The organism is Gordonia shandongensis DSM 45094 (assembly GCF_000423025.1).
GTDB classification, from domain to species: Bacteria; Actinomycetota; Actinomycetes; order Mycobacteriales; family Mycobacteriaceae; genus Gordonia; species Gordonia shandongensis.
This window is the reverse complement of sequence record NZ_AUHE01000019.1, coordinates 1-14,965: the sequence shown is the minus strand read 5'-3', so window position 1 is coordinate 14,965 and position 14,965 is coordinate 1. Positions and strand designations below refer to the sequence as shown.

15 protein-coding genes are annotated in these 14,965 nt (G+C 69.9%); 4 read left to right on the top strand and 11 right to left on the bottom strand.

What is annotated here, in order from left to right:
• Positions 1–6: 6 nt before the first annotated feature.
• The 3 genes from G528_RS0113770 to G528_RS0113760 are packed head-to-tail and all read right to left on the bottom strand — an operon-like array spanning position 7 to position 2,064.
• Positions 7–492: a YbaK/EbsC family protein gene (locus tag G528_RS0113770; RefSeq protein ID WP_035720136.1), complete on the bottom strand. Its 486-nt coding sequence runs from the start codon at positions 490–492 to the stop codon at positions 7–9.
• Positions 492–1,229: an SDR family oxidoreductase gene (locus tag G528_RS0113765; RefSeq protein ID WP_026919475.1), complete on the bottom strand. Its 738-nt coding sequence runs from the start codon at positions 1,227–1,229 to the stop codon at positions 492–494. Before G528_RS0113765 ends, G528_RS0113770 begins: the two co-directional genes overlap by 1 nt.
• A 52-nt stretch (positions 1,230–1,281) precedes the next feature.
• Complete coding sequence (locus tag G528_RS0113760) at positions 1,282–2,064, bottom strand: isoprenyl transferase (RefSeq protein WP_026919474.1); 783 nt, start codon at positions 2,062–2,064, stop codon at positions 1,282–1,284.
• A gap of 60 nt (positions 2,065–2,124) precedes the next feature.
• Between G528_RS0113760 and trhA the strand changes: the two genes are divergently transcribed.
• Positions 2,125–2,880 carry a PAQR family membrane homeostasis protein TrhA gene (gene trhA, locus G528_RS17625; RefSeq protein WP_084638232.1) on the top strand — a complete coding sequence of 252 codons (756 nt, stop codon included), beginning with the start codon at positions 2,125–2,127 and terminating at the stop codon, positions 2,878–2,880.
• Between the two features lie 21 nt (positions 2,881–2,901).
• Here trhA and G528_RS0113750 read toward each other — a convergent pair whose 3' ends face one another.
• From G528_RS0113750 to mca, 6 genes are all read right to left on the bottom strand, one after another.
• Positions 2,902–4,659: an ABC transporter ATP-binding protein gene (locus G528_RS0113750; protein WP_026919473.1), complete on the bottom strand. Its 1,758-nt coding sequence runs from the start codon at positions 4,657–4,659 to the stop codon at positions 2,902–2,904.
• Positions 4,656–7,331, bottom strand: coding sequence for an ABC transporter ATP-binding protein/permease (locus G528_RS0113745; RefSeq protein WP_026919472.1), 2,676 nt, complete (start codon positions 7,329–7,331; stop codon positions 4,656–4,658). The genes G528_RS0113750 and G528_RS0113745 overlap by 4 nt, the downstream gene beginning before the upstream one ends.
• A 129-nt stretch (positions 7,332–7,460) precedes the next feature.
• Positions 7,461–8,570 carry a 3-deoxy-7-phosphoheptulonate synthase gene (locus G528_RS0113740; RefSeq protein WP_026919471.1) on the bottom strand — a complete coding sequence of 370 codons (1,110 nt, stop codon included), beginning with the start codon at positions 8,568–8,570 and terminating at the stop codon, positions 7,461–7,463.
• 267 nt (positions 8,571–8,837) lie between these two features.
• The gene (locus G528_RS0113735; protein ID WP_084638231.1) at positions 8,838–10,883 is read right to left on the bottom strand and encodes a thioredoxin domain-containing protein; all 2,046 of its coding nucleotides are present in this window, start codon (positions 10,881–10,883) and stop codon (positions 8,838–8,840) included.
• A complete protein-coding gene (locus tag G528_RS0113730; RefSeq protein WP_026919469.1) occupies positions 10,843–11,226 on the bottom strand; it encodes a hypothetical protein in 384 nt (127 codons plus the stop codon). The genes G528_RS0113735 and G528_RS0113730 overlap by 41 nt, the downstream gene beginning before the upstream one ends.
• Positions 11,223–12,074: a mycothiol conjugate amidase Mca gene (gene mca / locus G528_RS0113725; protein ID WP_051198852.1), complete on the bottom strand. Its 852-nt coding sequence runs from the start codon at positions 12,072–12,074 to the stop codon at positions 11,223–11,225. The genes G528_RS0113730 and mca overlap by 4 nt, the downstream gene beginning before the upstream one ends.
• 78 nt (positions 12,075–12,152) lie before the next feature.
• Here mca and G528_RS0113720 point away from each other — a divergent pair, with 78 nt between their 5' ends.
• The 3 genes from G528_RS0113720 to greA all read left to right on the top strand — a co-directional run bounded on the left by G528_RS0113720 (position 12,153) and on the right by greA (position 13,998).
• Positions 12,153–12,611 (top strand): DUF4307 domain-containing protein, encoded by a 459-nt coding sequence (locus G528_RS0113720; RefSeq protein WP_026919467.1) that lies wholly within the window; start codon positions 12,153–12,155, stop codon positions 12,609–12,611.
• Between the two features lie 7 nt (positions 12,612–12,618).
• Positions 12,619–13,392: a queuosine precursor transporter gene (locus G528_RS0113715; protein ID WP_026919466.1), complete on the top strand. Its 774-nt coding sequence runs from the start codon at positions 12,619–12,621 to the stop codon at positions 13,390–13,392.
• 117 nt (positions 13,393–13,509) lie between these two features.
• Positions 13,510–13,998, top strand: coding sequence for a transcription elongation factor GreA (gene greA, locus G528_RS0113710; protein WP_026919465.1), 489 nt, complete (start codon positions 13,510–13,512; stop codon positions 13,996–13,998).
• Between the two features lie 94 nt (positions 13,999–14,092).
• On the opposite strand, the gene G528_RS0113705 is transcribed toward greA, so the two are convergent.
• Positions 14,093–14,467: a helix-turn-helix domain-containing protein gene (locus tag G528_RS0113705; protein ID WP_026919464.1), complete on the bottom strand. Its 375-nt coding sequence runs from the start codon at positions 14,465–14,467 to the stop codon at positions 14,093–14,095.
• Between the two features lie 192 nt (positions 14,468–14,659).
• Positions 14,660–14,965, bottom strand: a 306-nt coding sequence (locus tag G528_RS17620) for a transposase (protein ID WP_035718775.1), incomplete at its 5' end; no start/stop codon positions are given.

The following is a 14,965-nucleotide window of genomic DNA, read 5'->3' as shown; positions in this document are numbered from 1 at the left end:
GACGCTTCAGGCGGTGATCTCGGCGACGACCGCCCCGGTGGCCGACACCAGGTCGGCGGGGGCGAGTCGGATCTCCAGTCCGCGGCGGCCGCCACTGCACAGGATCGAATCCCACGCCAGCACCGAGGCGTCGACGACGGTGGGCAGGGTCGTCTTCTGGCCGAGGGGCGAGACGCCGCCGAGGACGTACCCGGTCGATCTGGTCACCGCCGCGGCCTGCGCCATCTCCGCCCGTGGCGCACCGAGGGCCTTCGCGGCGGCCTTCAACGACAGCTTCGCCGGCACCGGTATCACTGCGACGCCGAGTGTTCCGCCGAGGTCGATGACGAGGGTCTTGACGATCTGCGCGGCGTCGACGCCGAGGGTCGCGGCGGTGACGGCGACGGCTTCGGCACCGTAGTCGTCGCGGCGACGGTCGTGTTTGTACCGGTGCAGTCGGAACGGCAGTCCGGCGTCCTCCAGGGCGGCGATCGCGGGCGTCGCAGCCGCCATCAGCGCGCGGCCAGCCAGTCGTCGACCGTGGTGGTGGTGACGACGTCGGGATTCTGGGGGACGAGGGCCCCGCCGGCCAACCCCTTGATCAGGCGCACGCCGACCACCTTCTTGGGCGTGCCGTCGGCTGCCGCGATCATTCGGGCGACGTCGAGCATGTCCATGACCTCCGGCCCGGCGACCACGACGCGGTCGGGCCGCGCCGGGTCGAGGACCACGTCGGCCATCGCGTCGGCGACGTCGTCGACGGCGGCCGGCCGCGCCACCATGTGCGGGACGGCGGCGATCGGCCCCAGCCGCATCGCCGACAGGAACGTCTCGGCGAGCGAGTACCACTGGGTGGAGGCCACGGCGGTCGCGGTGTCGCCGCATTCGGCGGAGTAGACGCGTTCCTGGGCGGCCTTGCCGCGGTAGTGACCCATTCGCGCGACTGCCGGATCGGGTGCACCGTGGATCGTCAGGTATACGACGGCCGCACCGGTGGCGCGTGCCGTCCGCGCGATGTTCGTCGCCACCGCGGAGAAGAACTTCTCGGACTCCGCGGCCCGCATCGACATCAGGTTGGTGGCGTCGACGATCACGTCGGCGCCCGCACACGCCTCCGCGAGTCCGGCTCCGGTGACGGCGTCGACGCCGGCCCCGCGATGGGCCCGCACCACCTCGGCCCCGCGGGTGTCGAGGCGGTCGCACAGGATCGACCCGAACTGTCCGCTGGCTCCGACGACCGTGATCTTCATGCCCGCTCCTCCGCTGCGTCGGGTCGTGTGGGGTTCACGGTACGCCGACCGGTCATCGGCCGAACCTCCTGTTCCGGGCGGCGAAGTCGCGCAGCGCGCGGAGGAAGTCGACGCGCCGGAACTCCGGCCAGTAGGCGTCGGTGAACCAGATCTCCGAGTAGGCGCTCTGCCAGAGCAGAAAGCCGCTGAGTCGCTGTTCGCCCGATGTGCGGATCACGAGGTCGGGGTCGGGCGTCCCCCGCGTGTAGAGGTGATCGTCGATCGCGTCGACGGTGACCCGCTCGACGAGTTCGGCGCCGGAGACGCCCGCGTCGACCGCCTCGGCGAGGAGGTCTTGGACGGCGTCGACGATCTCCTGGCGGCCGCCGTATCCCACCGCGACGTTGACGGTCATGTCGGTGCTGTGCGCGGTGCGGACCGCGGCCCCGCGGAGACGTTCGGCGACGGGAGCGGGGAGTTGGTCGAGGTTGCCGACGATCCGCACGCGCCAGTCGGCGTCGACGTCGGAGATCTCGTCGACGATGTCGGGGACGATCTCCATCAGCGCGTCGAGTTCGTCGGAGTCCCGGGTGAGGTTCTCGGTCGACAGCAGGTAGATGGTGACGGCTTCGATGCCGACCTCCGCGCACCAGCCGAGCATGTCGGCGATGCGGCGCGCCCCCACGCGGTGGCCGTGGCTGACGTCGTCGAAGCCCGCCTCGCGGGCCCAGCGCCGGTTCCCGTCGCAGATGATCGCCACGTGGCGTGGAATCCGGTCGGGGTCCATCAGCTGAACGAGCCGGTGTTCGTAGACCCGCAGCATGCCGCCGCGAAGCCGATCGGGGAGCAATTTCACAGTGAGAACATTACTCTGTCGGCAAGTTACCCGAGCGGAACTTACGGTACCGTAGGTTCTATGACGGAGAGTCCCTCGACTGTCGTGACGCCCACCGGTGCGATCCCCGATCACCCCGCCCGGTCCGATCATCCCGCCCGGACCGGTCACCCCGCCGGGACCGGTCACTCGGACGAGGCGAAGCCGACCCTGCGCGGTGTCATCCACAAGTACGCGGCGTTCGTCGCCGCCTCCGTCGGGATCGTGCTCATCGTCGGGACCGCCATGCAGCGCCCCGCGGCCGCCGTCGCGGCGGTGGCGGCCTACGTCGTCACCATCTGCGGACTGTTCACCGTGAGCTCGGTGTACCACCGCGTCGACTGGACGACGCCGCGGGCGCGCGTCGCGATGAAGCGCGCCGACCACTCGATGATCTTCATCTTCATCGCCGGCACCTACTCGCCCTTCTGCATCATGGGCCTCGACTCCCCCGTCCGCTGGTGGGTGCTCGGCGCCGTGTGGATCGGGGCGATCGCCGGCGTCACCCTCAAACTCCTCTGGCCCGGCTCACCGCGCGCTCTGGGTGTGGTGCTCTACATCGCTCTCGGCTGGCTGATCGTCGGTGTCGGCCCGATGCTGATCGGCAACACCGGCGTCGGCGTGATGGTGCTCCTCGCCGTCGGCGGCGTGCTCTACAGCGTCGGCGGCATCCTCTACGCCCTGCGGCGCCCCGACCCGTGGCCCGGCGTCTTCGGCTACCACGAGGTGTTCCACGCCTGCACCGCCGTGGCCGCACTGCTGCACTACATCGCCGTCTGGCTGCTGGTCCTGCACTGACACCGGCGCGCCGCCGCCCGGTCAGACCCGCCATCCCTCCGACTCGCGCCACCGCCGCCACAGGTCGGCGAAGACACCGCCGCGAGCTCGGAGGTCGTCGACCGATCCGCAGTCGGCCACCCGACCGCCGTCGAGGACGACCACGGAGTCGGCCAGCGACACCAGCGCCGGCCGGTGCGTCACGATCACCACGGTGCGATCGCCGCGGATCCGCCGCAGCGAGTCGACCACGGCACGCTCGGTCACCACGTCGAGCGCCGACGTCGCCTCGTCGATGAGCAGGAGACCGGCGGGTTTGGCCAGGGCGCGGGCCAGACCGACCCGCTGACGCTCCCCACCCGAGAGAGTGTTCGCGCCCTCACCGACGCGGGTGTCCCACCCGTCGGGCAGCGCCGCCAGCACCGGGCCGAGCCCCGCCGAATCGGCGATCTCCGTCAGATCCGCGTCAGCCGAGGTCAACACGTTCTCCGCCAGGGTGCCCGAACGCAGAGACGTCGTCTGAAAGACCACCGAGGAATCGGCCAGCCGCCGGGCCGCCGGCGCCGGTGCGCCGTCGAACACCACACTCCCCGCGGTCGGCTCACGGAGACCGGCGAGCACGTCGAGCAGCGTCGACTTCCCCGACCCGGAGGCGCCGACGACCACGGTGATGCGCCCCGCCTCGATGTCGAGGTCCACACCGTCGAGCGCCCGCGTCCCGTCGGGGTACGCGTAGCCCACCGATCGGAGCGCGGCCGCGACCGGTCGCGGCCGCCCGCCGGTCGGGTCCGGGGTCGCCGCGGTCGGGGTCACCGGGTTCGGGGTCGCCGGGTTCGGGTCGTCGTCGCCGGCCAACCCGCGCAGGTCGGCCAGCAGGCGTTCCATCGCGGTGAACGGCGTGGCCAACAGCGCCAGCGACCCGGTGGTCTCCACCACCCGGAGCAGTACGACGATCATCGCGGCGGCCGTGACACCGGACAGATCCCCCGACAGATACAACGCGCCGGCGGTGACGCCGAAGCCGAGGAGAACGAGCTGTCCGACCACACTGAACACCAGGTCGCCGGGCACCTGCCATGCGAGCAGTCGGAACCCGTGGCGACGGGACGCGGCCACCGCGGACTCCACGCTCCCCACCCCTGCGGCGCCCCCGTCGGCCCCTGCCGCGCCGGCCGCGCGCAACGTCGGCTGAGCCCAGCCGAACTCGAACATCGCGTCGTCGATCGCCCGTCCCGCATCGGCGAACGCGGCCTCCGATCGCGCGACGGCCGCACGGCCCGCGAGGAATGCGGCGAACAGGAGGACGCCGCCGATCAGCGCGACCGCCGCCAGTTGCCACGCGATCAGCAGCAGACCGACCGCGAGCATCGGGACGAGCAGCACCGCGTGCATGAGCGGCGAGAGCAGCAGCACCACCGACGACACCGCCTCCGGAGCCGAGGTGCTGACCAGATCCCGCAGGCGCGACGCGCGGTCGGAGTGCAGGTCGCCCGGATCGAGGCGCCGGATGGCGGCCACGCCGTCGCGTTCGCCGGCTCGCACCAGGCCGAGGCCGATCCGGACGCCCGCGTGCGTGGCCGCGACATCTGCCGTCCACGCCACGGCGAGGCCCGCCAGCATCGCCGCGACCCACGGCCACGCGTCGGCCGGTCGATCCCCGAACAGCGCCTCCAGCAGCGGGACGAGCATCAGGGCGACGGCCGCCTGGAGCGCCGTCGCGAGAACCGTCAGTGCGGTGAAGACGATCCGGTCACGCCGGTGCGGGGCGCCGGTGACGGCCGCCAGATCCGTGATGATCACCGCAGTGCCTCCTGAGCCCGAGCGGTCATGGCCGCGTACATGCCGCCGGATGCGAGCAGGTCGGCTCCGCTGCCGCGCTCCACGATCCGACCTCCGTCGAGGACGACGATCTGGTCGGCGTCGGCGATCGTGTGGAGTCGATGCGCCACCACCAGCACCGTCCGGCGATCCAGCAGGCTCGTCAACCCGCGTCGAACCTCCCACTCCGAGTCCGGGTCGGCGGCCGCCGTCGCCTCGTCGAGCACCACCACCCGGGGATCGCCGAGCAGTGCGCGGGCGATCGCGATCCGCTGCCGCTGCCCGCCCGAGAGACTGTCCCGGTCGACCACGGTGTCGTAGCCGTCGGGCAGCGCCTCGATCTCATCGTGGATGTACGCGGCGCGGGCCGCCTCGACGATGGCGGCCGCACTCACGCCGACGGTCCCCAGCGCGATGTTCTCCGCGACGGTCCCCCGAATCAACTGGACGTCTTGGAGGACCACCGCGATCCGGCTTCGCAGCTGCGGTTCCGGGATGTCGCGGAGGTCGACGCCGTCGAGGAGCACCGCACCGGCATCCGGATCCCACAGCCGCGCCACGAGCGCGGCGAGAGTCGACTTCCCCGACCCGGACGGCCCGACCAGGGCCGTCGTCGTGCCCGCGGGCAGGGCGAGGGTGAGATCGTCCACCACCGGACGCCCCGGGGTGTATCCGAACCGCACGCCCCGCAACTCCACCCGCGCCGACCCGGATGCGGCCAGAGGGTCGACCGGTTTCGTCGCACGCGCCAGTTCCGGGGTGGTCAGCAGCAGGTCGAGAGCGGCCTTGCCGTTGACTCCCGACCGCAGTCCGCCGATGGCGTACGACGCCGCCAGCAACCGGTCGCCGAAGGACGTGCCGAGGATCAGGAACGGCAGAATCGCCGCCGCGGGCATCGCATCGATGCTGATCAGTGCCGTCCCGGCGAGCGCGACCACCACCGTCGACGTGATCGGCCGGTTGAGCTGGAGGATCACCGCCTTCGCCCCGATGGTCGCGCGCTGCCAGTCGGCGATGAACTCGGTGAGTCGGCGCAGTTCGGTCGGCAGGTCGACGGTGGCGCGGTCGCCGAAGACGCGACCGACCCGCTGGTCGGCGATGAATCGTTCGGTGTCCCCCGGCAGGGTCGCGTTCCAGCGCAGCATCCGCTGCAGTCGCGGTTTGTCGGCGGTGGCGAGCCGCGCCATCGCCACCACGTAGCCGATCACCGGAATCAGCAGGACCGTGGCGAGCACCCACTGCACCGAGTACAGGTATCCGATGATGACCAGCGGCGTCACCACCGCGGCGACGAGATCGGGGACGGCGTGGGTCACCAGGTAGTGCAGCGCGGTGATGTCGTCGGTGACCACCGCTCGGATCTCGCCGCCGCGCCGCGCGGTGAACCAGCCGAGCGGCAGCCGGGTCAGCTTGTCCAGGACGCGTCGCCGCAACGCGGCCGCGTACATCTGGTCGTAGAAGTGCAGGCCGGTCATCAGCAGCGCCCCGCCTCCGGCACCGGCGGCCAAGACGACGGCGGCTGTCACGGCGACGTCGACGAGGTCGGCGCGGTCGGCGCCGTCGACCAGGAGTCGCGCGGCCTCGGCGAACAGGATCAGCGGGACCACCGTGAGAACGGCCAGGACGACGGCGACGAGCGCGGCCAGGATCAGCGCAGGCAGCGCCGGCCGCAGGATCGACCCTGCCTGGTCTCCGGCTGCTGCCCTGTCTCCGGCTGCTGCCCTGTCTCCGGTGGTCGTCGGGGCTCCGGGTGTTGTCCGCTTCGCCCGCACAGGGGCCGCCGTCGGGGTGGATCCCGACGCCGTCGCGGTGTCGTCGTCTCCGGTGTCGTCGTCTCCGGTGTCGTCGTCTCCGGTGTCGTCGTCTCCGGTGTCCTCGGCGGTGTCGACCTGCTTGCCCATCGCACGTCCGGCCATCCAGTACGCCTGCGTGTGCATCGTGGCCTTGTTCTGTTCGTGCGCCAGGCTCAGCGCTGACTTCGCGAGTCGGGTCGCCACGGTCTCGGCGGTCACCCAGGTCTTCCACCCGCGGTAGTCGCGGTCGCCGATGGCGTCGACGAGCGCGCGGCGATCGGCGCGCATCGGCACCCAGTCCACCTCGAGTCCGTCCCGCTGCGGAATCGGCAGGCCGCGGTCGTCGGGGTTGTCGTGTTCGATCACGGCTCGCACCGGTGTGCCGGCGGGGATCCGGTCGATGATCGAGACGATCGCGGGCCACGCCGCGACGTCGCCCATCAGCAGGTAGCCGCGCGGACCGTTCTCGCCGCCGCTCCCCTCTCCGCCGTCTTCGATGTCGTATCCGTCGCCGCCGAGACGTGTCATGAGCAGCTCGGCGCCGACCTCGACGTCGCGCGCCCAGGTGGATGCCGGGCCGGCCGGCTCGTGCACCAGGAAGCAGAGGGCGAACGTTCCTGCGTCCGGGTCGGGGTCGACCAGGGTGTACCCGCGTTGGAAGTACTTCGATCCGCCGTCCGGGTCGGGGAACCACGCCCGGACCCAGGCGGACGGCTTCTCACCGTCGGCGTGCAGGATGTGGTCGCACCGGAAGTCGATCCGCACCACGTGGTCGGTGATCCAGCGTTTCCCGGTCACCGTCGCCGGGTGGTTCTTCGCGCCGAGGGCGCGCAGAACCGCTCCCTGAAAGCCCGTTCCCATATCGTTCCCGTTCTGACGCGTGCACGCCGTCCGCCTCCACCTACCTTTGCATAGGCTTAGCTAACTTCTAGCACATGCGTCGTCGCCGGGCCACGCGACCCGGGGCGAGAACCGCCCCGGGCCCCCGCCTCACCCGCGCGCGGCGCGCGCCAACGCGGCCAAGACCGAAGCGCTCGTCTCCCACCCCATGCACGCATCGGTGATCGACTGGCCGTAGACCAGCCCCGACGATCCCGTACCGTCGCCGACGGCCGCCGCGTCGAGCGACTGCGCACCCGGAACCAGGAAACTCTCGAGCATCACCCCCGACAGGACCGGCACGGAACCCTCGCGGCGCGCGGCCGCCACCCGATCGGCGATCTCAACCGCCACCTGCGCCTGCCGCTCATGATCCTTACCGGAGTTCGCGTGCGAGCAGTCGACCATCACCTTCGGCGCCAACCCCGCCGACGCCAGCGACTCGGCGGTCTCGGCCACCGATGCCGCGTCGGCGTTCGGACCGCCGGTCCCGCCGCGCAGGATCACATGGCATTCGTCGTTGCCCGACGTGTGCACCACGGCCCCGCGACCGAAATCGTCGACCCCGAAGAACACGTGCTCGGACGCGGCCGCCCGCACACCGTCGATCGCCACCTGGACGTTGCCGTCCGTCCCGTTCTTGAATCCCACCGGCATCGACAGACCCGACACCAGCTGTCGGTGCACCTGCGACTCCGTGGTCCGGGCCCCGATGGCGCCCCAGGAGACGGCATCGGCGATGTAATGCGGGCTCGTCGGCTCCAAGAACTCGCACCCCACCGGCAACCCGAGATCGATGACGTCCAGCAGCAGCGACCGCGCAGTCCGCAGACCCCGCTCGACGTCGAACGAACCGTCGAGGCCCGGATCATTGATGAGACCCTTCCAGCCGACGGTGGTGCGCGGCTTCTCGAAGTACACCCGCATGACGATCTTCAACGAGTCCGCGTACTCCTGCGCCAGCGGCGCCAGGCGGCGCGCGTAGTCGAGAGCCGCCACCGGGTCGTGGACCGAACACGGACCCACGACCACGATCAGCCGATCGTCCCGACCGGCGAGGATCGCGGCGATCTCCTCACGATCACGCTGCACCGCCTCGGCGCGGCGAGCGTTGAGGGGAAGTTCTGCGCGCAACGCCTCCGGCGACGGGACCGGCGAGAACGCCGTCACCCGCCGATCCGAAGTCGACGTGTGTTGCGCGGTGTCGTTGGTGATGGTCACTTCGATGTGCCTTTCAAGGTCGGGCGCGAGATCGGTGCGAGCGGACCGGACGGTCCTCGTCGTCCGGGCCGCGGCCGGCAGCGGCAGACGCTGCTCGATGACCACGCTCCTCGACAACCCAGTGGAGATCGTCCCGGAAACGACGAGAGCAGCGACCGTTCGGTCACTGCTCAGGCTCCGGGGAAGGTGTGATGGACGCGCGCTATCGCTTCATCTCGGCCCCGCCCGGAGCCTTGATAAAGAAGCGCCAATAACGCTGTGCCGGAATCACGGAATCGAGGCTAGCACAGCCTCGGAATCAGTGTCGGGCAGGTCGCACACCGGCCCCCGGCACACATACGCGGCGTCGACGTCGCCGATCGGGCCGCGTCCCTCGAGCAGCGGCAGACTGTCGCGGACGCCAGCGACCACGACGACGCCACCCGGCGCACCACGCCGGATCTGCGCCGCGAGTTCGCCCGCACTCCCCTCCCCCTGAGCGATCGCCACCTGCACCGGGCCCGCCAGTCGGGCGACGGCGACCGACAGCCAATGTCCCGCGGAGCGCGGCGCCTTCGCCACGATCAGTCCGGCGCGCGCCAGCGTCGCATCGCACAGAGCGCCGTACCGTGCGCCGTCCGCGGCGTCCGGAGCGAGGACCGAGGCCAGCAGCAGCGCCTCCGCCGCCAGGGACGCGCCCGCCGGGGTGGCACCGTCGACCGGATCGCGCGGGCGCAGCAGCAGTTCGTGCCCGTGGGCGTCGTACCACGAGCCCTCCGCCTCGGGGTCGGCGAAGACGTCGATCATCCGGTCGCAGATCGCGAGCGCCGGCGACCGCCACCGCACATCGCCGGTCACCTGATGCAGGGTCAGCAACGCCGTCGCGAGCGCCGCCGAATCCTCCAACCCCCCGAGCGGTGTCCCCACACGACCGTCGAGCGACGTCCGCTGCACGTCACCGTCGACGACGTGCAGCGACAGAAGCGTGTCGGCGACCTCCGCGGCCCGGTCGATCCAGGCCGGCTCGCCGAGCGCCGCGCCCGCCTCCGCGAGCGCCGTCACCGTCATGGCGTTCCAACTCGTGACCACCTTGTCGTCGCGGTCGGGCTGCGGCCGCATGCCACGCGCCGCCCGCAGCCGGGTGCGCACCGACTCGAAGCGGTCGACGTCGTCGGGATCGCGACGCAACTGCAGGGTCGACGTCCCGCCCTCGAAGGTGCCCTCGTCGGTCACCGTGAACAGATCGGCGGCCCACCGACCGTCCTCGGACCCCAGGACGCCGTCGAGTTCGTCGCGCCGCCAGACGTACGTGAGCCCCTCGACGCCCTCGGTGTCGGCATCGAGCGACGACGCGTATCCGGTGCCCGTCCACAGCTCCTCGTCGAGAAATCCCACGGTCTCGCGCGTCACCCGCAACGCGGTGGCATCCCCGCGCCGCGCCAGATGCGCATACGCGCGCAGCAGCAGGGCGTTGTCGTACAGCATCTTCTCGAAATGCGGGATCACCCAGTCCGGGTCGACGGCGTATCGCGCGAAACCGCCGCCCAGCTGGTCGTAGATCCCGCCGCGCGCCATCACGTCGGCGGTCCGCAGCGCGGCCGACGCCGCATCGTCGGCGCCCGCGAGCTCGTCGACGCGCAGCAGCGCCTCGAGCAGCGCCGACGGCGGGAACTTGGGCGCCGACCCGAACCCGCCGGCGGTGCGGTCCTCGTCGGACAGGATCGCGCCGACGGCGTCGAGCAGCAGTTGCCGGTCGAGCGCGGGGCCCGTCGGCAGCGCCGAGGCGGTGTCGCGCAGGTGCTCGGAGATCTTGGCTCCCGCGGTGAGCACGTCGGCGCGGCGCTCACGCCAGGTCCGTCCGATCGCGTCGAGGACCTCGTCGAACCCCGGCATGCCGTTGCGGGCCGTCGGCGGATAGTACGTGCCGCAGAAGAACGGGTCGCCGTCCGGAGTCAGGAAGCAGGTCATCGGCCAGCCGCCCTGACCGGTCATGGCGACGGTCGCCGCCATGTAGACCGAGTCGATGTCGGGCCGCTCCTCCCGGTCGACCTTCACGCACACGAAGCCGTCGTTCATGAGGCCGGCGAGTCGGTCGTCGGAGAACGTCTCATGGGCCATCACATGGCACCAGTGGCACGCGGCGTACCCCACCGAGAGCAGCACCGGCACCCCGCGGCGTCGAGCTTCGGCGAACGCCTCGTCGCCCCATTCGCGCCAGTGCACCGGATTGTCGGCGTGCTGACGCAGATACGGACTCGACGATTCGCCGAGCCGGTTGCCCGGACTGCTCGCGCTACTCGCGCCCGAGCGGTCCCCCATCGGCTGGTCGTTCATCACGCTGCCCTCCATCGTTCGCGTCGCCGGCACCGTCGTCGGACGGTCCGCGTCCCGACTCCGAACCGTCTGCCGTCGGCGCGGCGTTCTCGCCGGACACGGCCTCGTCGACCCGATCGGTGCCGTCGTCGAACGCCTGATCCGGTTCGGGGTTCTGGGTGTCGAAGCTCTCGGGGAGCTTGCGCAGCCGCTTGTTCATCGACCGGATCAGCAGAAACACCGCGACGAGCAGCACCAGGATGACCAGGAGGCCCAGGGGCGACGCCTTGCCGAACTCCGGCCCCTTCGGGTCCTCGTCGGCCAGCACCATCATGACGTCGGTGGTGAGGTTCAGGGCGCTCATGGCTGCTCGATTCCGGTGAAGAGATCGTTCTCGGGAAGAGTGGTCTGCACGCGAGTCTGCGCCAGTTCGAACTCCTCGGTCGGCCACAGGCGAGTCTGCCACTCCATCGGGATGGCGAAGAAGAACCCGTTCGGGTCGATCTGTGTGGCGTGCGCGCGCAATGCCTCGTCACGCTGCGGGAAGTAGTCGGCGCACTCGACCTGCGTGGTGACCCGCCCCATCAGGTCGCCCTGGTTGCGTTTCCACTTCGCGAGCCACTCGCGGAACGGGTTCTCCATGCCGGCCTTGTCGAACTCCTCGGAGAACGCCAGGATCCGGTCACGGATGAACCCGTGCGTGTAGTACAGCTTCAGCGGCGTCCACGGCTCGCCGGCCTCCGGGTAGGCGGACGGGTCGCCCGCGGCGTCGAACGCCGCGACCGAGACCTCATGGCACTTGATGTGGTCCGGGTGCGGGTAGCCGCCGTTCTCGTCGTACGTGATGATCACGTGCGGCCGGAACTCACGGATCGTCGCGACCAGCCGCTCGGCGGCCTCCTCGACCGGGACGAGCGCGAAGCAGCCGTCGGGCAGCGGAGGCGGCGGATCCCCTTCGGGGAGACCGGAGTCGACGAAGCCGAGCCACCGGTGCTGCACCCCGAGGGCGGCGGCAGCGGCCGCCATCTCCTCGCGCCGCACCTCGGTGATGTTCTCCATGACCCCGGGGCGGTCCATCGCCGGGTTGAGGATGTCGCCTCGCTCACCTCCGGTCAGGGTGACGACCATCACCTCGTGGCCTTGAGCTGCGTATTTGGCCAGCGTCGCAGCAGCTTTGCTCGACTCGTCGTCCGGATGTGCGTGCACAGCCATGAGCCGCAGTCCGTTCGCGCGTTCGGTCACGCTTCCTCACCTTCGTAAGCTCTCCCCTCACATGGTAGGTATTGACGCGTGAGCACATCAGACGGGGGCGCTGACCAGGGGGCCCCGCGCAGCGGCCCGAAGGCGACCTACCCGACCGAACGGTCGCCGAAGAGCCGCAAGCGGTGGTTCTACTTCCTGGTGGTCCTGGTCGTCGTCATCAGCGCCGCGGTCGCGTACATCGCGTTCCGGAAACTGGGCGACCCGGAGGTCTCGGGCCAGGCCACCGGCTATGAGCTGCTCTCCCCCGATCGGGTGGCCGTCCAGTTCACCGTCAACCGCGACGATCCGAGCCAGGCGGTCGCATGCGTTGCCCGCGCGCGGGCCAAGGACGGATCCGAGGTGGGACGCCGCGAGGTGGTGATCCCCGGCAGCCGCGAAACCCAGGTCGGTGCGCGCACCATCGTCAGCACGTCGGAGCCGCCGGTGATCGGTGAGATCTTCGGCTGCTCCACCAGCGTCCCGCCGTATCTGAAGCCGGCCGCATGACCGTCGCATGAGTTCGGCACCCGACGGGGGTGGCCGCGGCACCGGGAAAGCGGTGTTCGCGACCCTGTCGACCCCCTACTATGCGGTTCTGACGGCGGTGTTCGTCGGGATCATGCTGATCAGCAATATCGCGGCGACGAAGGCCGTCGTCCTGTTCGACGGCTGGCTCCGCTTCGACCTCGGCCCCTTGCACGTCGATGGTCTGGTGACCGACGGCGCGTTCTTCCTGTTTCCGCTGAGTTATGTCGTCGGCGACGTCATCAGCGAGGTGTACGGCTTCCGTGCGATGCGTCGGACGATCGCGTCGGGGTTCGCGGTGATCGTGCTGGCCTCGCTGTGTTTCTGGGCGGCGATCGCGTTGCCCGCGGCCGGTTTCTACGACGGGCAGGCCGGGTTCGAATCGGTGCTGGGGACTGTGCCGCGAATCGTCGCCGCCGGGCTCGCCGGCTATGTGGTCGGCGAACTCCTCAACTCGTTCGTGCTGGTGAGGATGAAGGCGCGGGCGGGTGAGCGGCGGCTGTGGGCGCGTCTCATCGGGTCGACGGTGATCGGCGAGTTCTTCGACACTCTCGTCTTCTGTTCGATCGCGGCGACGGCGATCGGCATCGCCACCTGGTCGGATTTCGCGAACTATGTGGTGATCGGGTTCGTCTGGAAGACCCTCGTGGAGGTCGTGGTCATGCCTGTCACCTACGCTGTGGTGAGAGCCGTCAAGCGCGCCGAGCCGACGTATCAGGAGGCGTTGAGCAAAGCCTCCTCGGCGTCAACGCGTGTGCTTTGAACCACAGCTGCTGCTATCATTGAGGAAGCACGGCCCCGCGAGGGGCCGTGTTGCTGCATTTAGACGCAGTCCAGGAGCGGACAGATCGTCCAGTAACGGACAGCAAAGGAGACGACAATGACCGATGCGGGTGTGACCTGGTTGACCCCGGAGTCGTACGAGCGCTTGAAGGATGAGCTCGACTCGCTCATCGCCAATCGGCCGGTCATTGCCGCCGAGATCAATGAGCGCCGCGAAGAGGGTGACCTGAAGGAGAACGGCGGTTACCACGCTGCTCGTGAGGAGCAGGGGCAGCAGGAGGCGCGTATCCGTCAGTTGCAGGACCTGTTGAACAAGGCGAAGGTCGGCGAGGCGCCCGCGCAGTCCGGTGTCGCTCTGCCCGGGTCGGTCGTCACCGTGTATTACGACGGCGACGAGTCCGACAAGGAGACCTTCCTCATCGCGACGCGCGAGGAGGGGTCGGGCGATATCGAGATCTATTCGCCGAGTTCGCCGCTCGGTGCGGCGCTCATCGAGGCCGAGGTCGGCGAGACGCGCACGTACACCGTTCCCAGCGGCGCCGAGGTCAGCGTGACGCTGGTCAGCGCGGAGCCCTACCAGCCGTAATCGCTGCGGCCCGTGCGCGAGCATAGCTCGCGCACGCATCAGACGACTGATCAGCGGCGTCGGACACGGTCCGGCGCCGCTGAGTCGTCTGCGCTCAATGGTCCGGCGTCTGGTCGTCGGCGCTCAGACGCCGGCGGAGTTCTGCTTCGATTTCCGACACCGATGTCGCGGTCTCTTGTTCAGGTGCGCGCAGCGGGAGCGTCTCCTCGGCGGCGGGGAGCAGGTAGGTGGGCGGTACGTCCAGCGCTTTGGCGAGTCGGTACACGGTCGACAGTCGTGGGTCGGCGACGTGCGGGGCGCTGTTGCCCGTGGCTCGTTCGAGGTTCGACACCGCGTTGCGATGCAGTCCGCACCGGTGAGCGAGCTCCTCCTGCGACAAGCCGCGCGCCTTGCGAACCGTCTGCAGTCGATGACCGAACGCGAATGCATAGGTGTCCCAATCCAGGGACCCACGTTCGATCGGCGACACTCCCCCAATGTCGCGACTGCACACTGCATTGTCTGCCCACGGTAGTGTGCAATAGCGATGAGCTGCGGTTTCTCGACGATTTCGGTACCGCCGGGTCGGAATTCGAGACCTGGAGGCGCTCAGCCTTCAGAGTCACAGCGGCATCCTCGAGATCGTCGCGAGCTATTGTCAAGACCTGTGGATGAGGTTGTTTCAGGCAGCCTCCTGCTGGTCGGGTGAGACGGTGCCGGGTTCGACGAGTTCGCCGTTTTTGAAGGTAGCGCCGGCCCGGACGAGAGCGACGAGGTGGGGTGCGTTGACGGCCCGCCATTTCGTCTGTGCGGCTTCGATGAGTTTGTAGGCCATCGCCAGTCCCGCGGCCCGTGAGCCGGGGCCCTTGGTCACCTTGGTGCGCAACCGGACCGTGGCGAAGGTCGACTCGATCGGGTTGGTCGTGCGCAGATGAATCCAGTGCTCGGCCGGGTAACGGTAGAACTCCAGCAGCACATCAGCGTCGTC

Coding starts and splice junctions, on each gene's coding strand:
- G528_RS0113770 (WP_035720136.1), bottom strand. CDS start 492: ATGGCGGCTGCGACGCCCGCGATCGCCGCCCTGGAGGACGCCGGACTG.
- G528_RS0113765 (WP_026919475.1), bottom strand. CDS start 1,229: ATGAAGATCACGGTCGTCGGAGCCAGCGGACAGTTCGGGTCGATCCTG.
- trhA (WP_084638232.1), top strand. CDS start 2,125: ATGACGGAGAGTCCCTCGACTGTCGTGACGCCCACCGGTGCGATCCCC.
- G528_RS0113745 (WP_026919472.1), bottom strand. CDS start 7,331: ATGGGAACGGGCTTTCAGGGAGCGGTTCTGCGCGCCCTCGGCGCGAAG.
- G528_RS0113735 (WP_084638231.1), bottom strand. CDS start 10,883: ATGAACGACCAGCCGATGGGGGACCGCTCGGGCGCGAGTAGCGCGAGC.
- G528_RS0113730 (WP_026919469.1), bottom strand. CDS start 11,226: ATGAGCGCCCTGAACCTCACCACCGACGTCATGATGGTGCTGGCCGAC.
- mca (WP_051198852.1), bottom strand. CDS start 12,074: ATGGCTGTGCACGCACATCCGGACGACGAGTCGAGCAAAGCTGCTGCG.
- G528_RS0113715 (WP_026919466.1), top strand. CDS start 12,619: ATGAGTTCGGCACCCGACGGGGGTGGCCGCGGCACCGGGAAAGCGGTG.
- greA (WP_026919465.1), top strand. CDS start 13,510: ATGACCGATGCGGGTGTGACCTGGTTGACCCCGGAGTCGTACGAGCGC.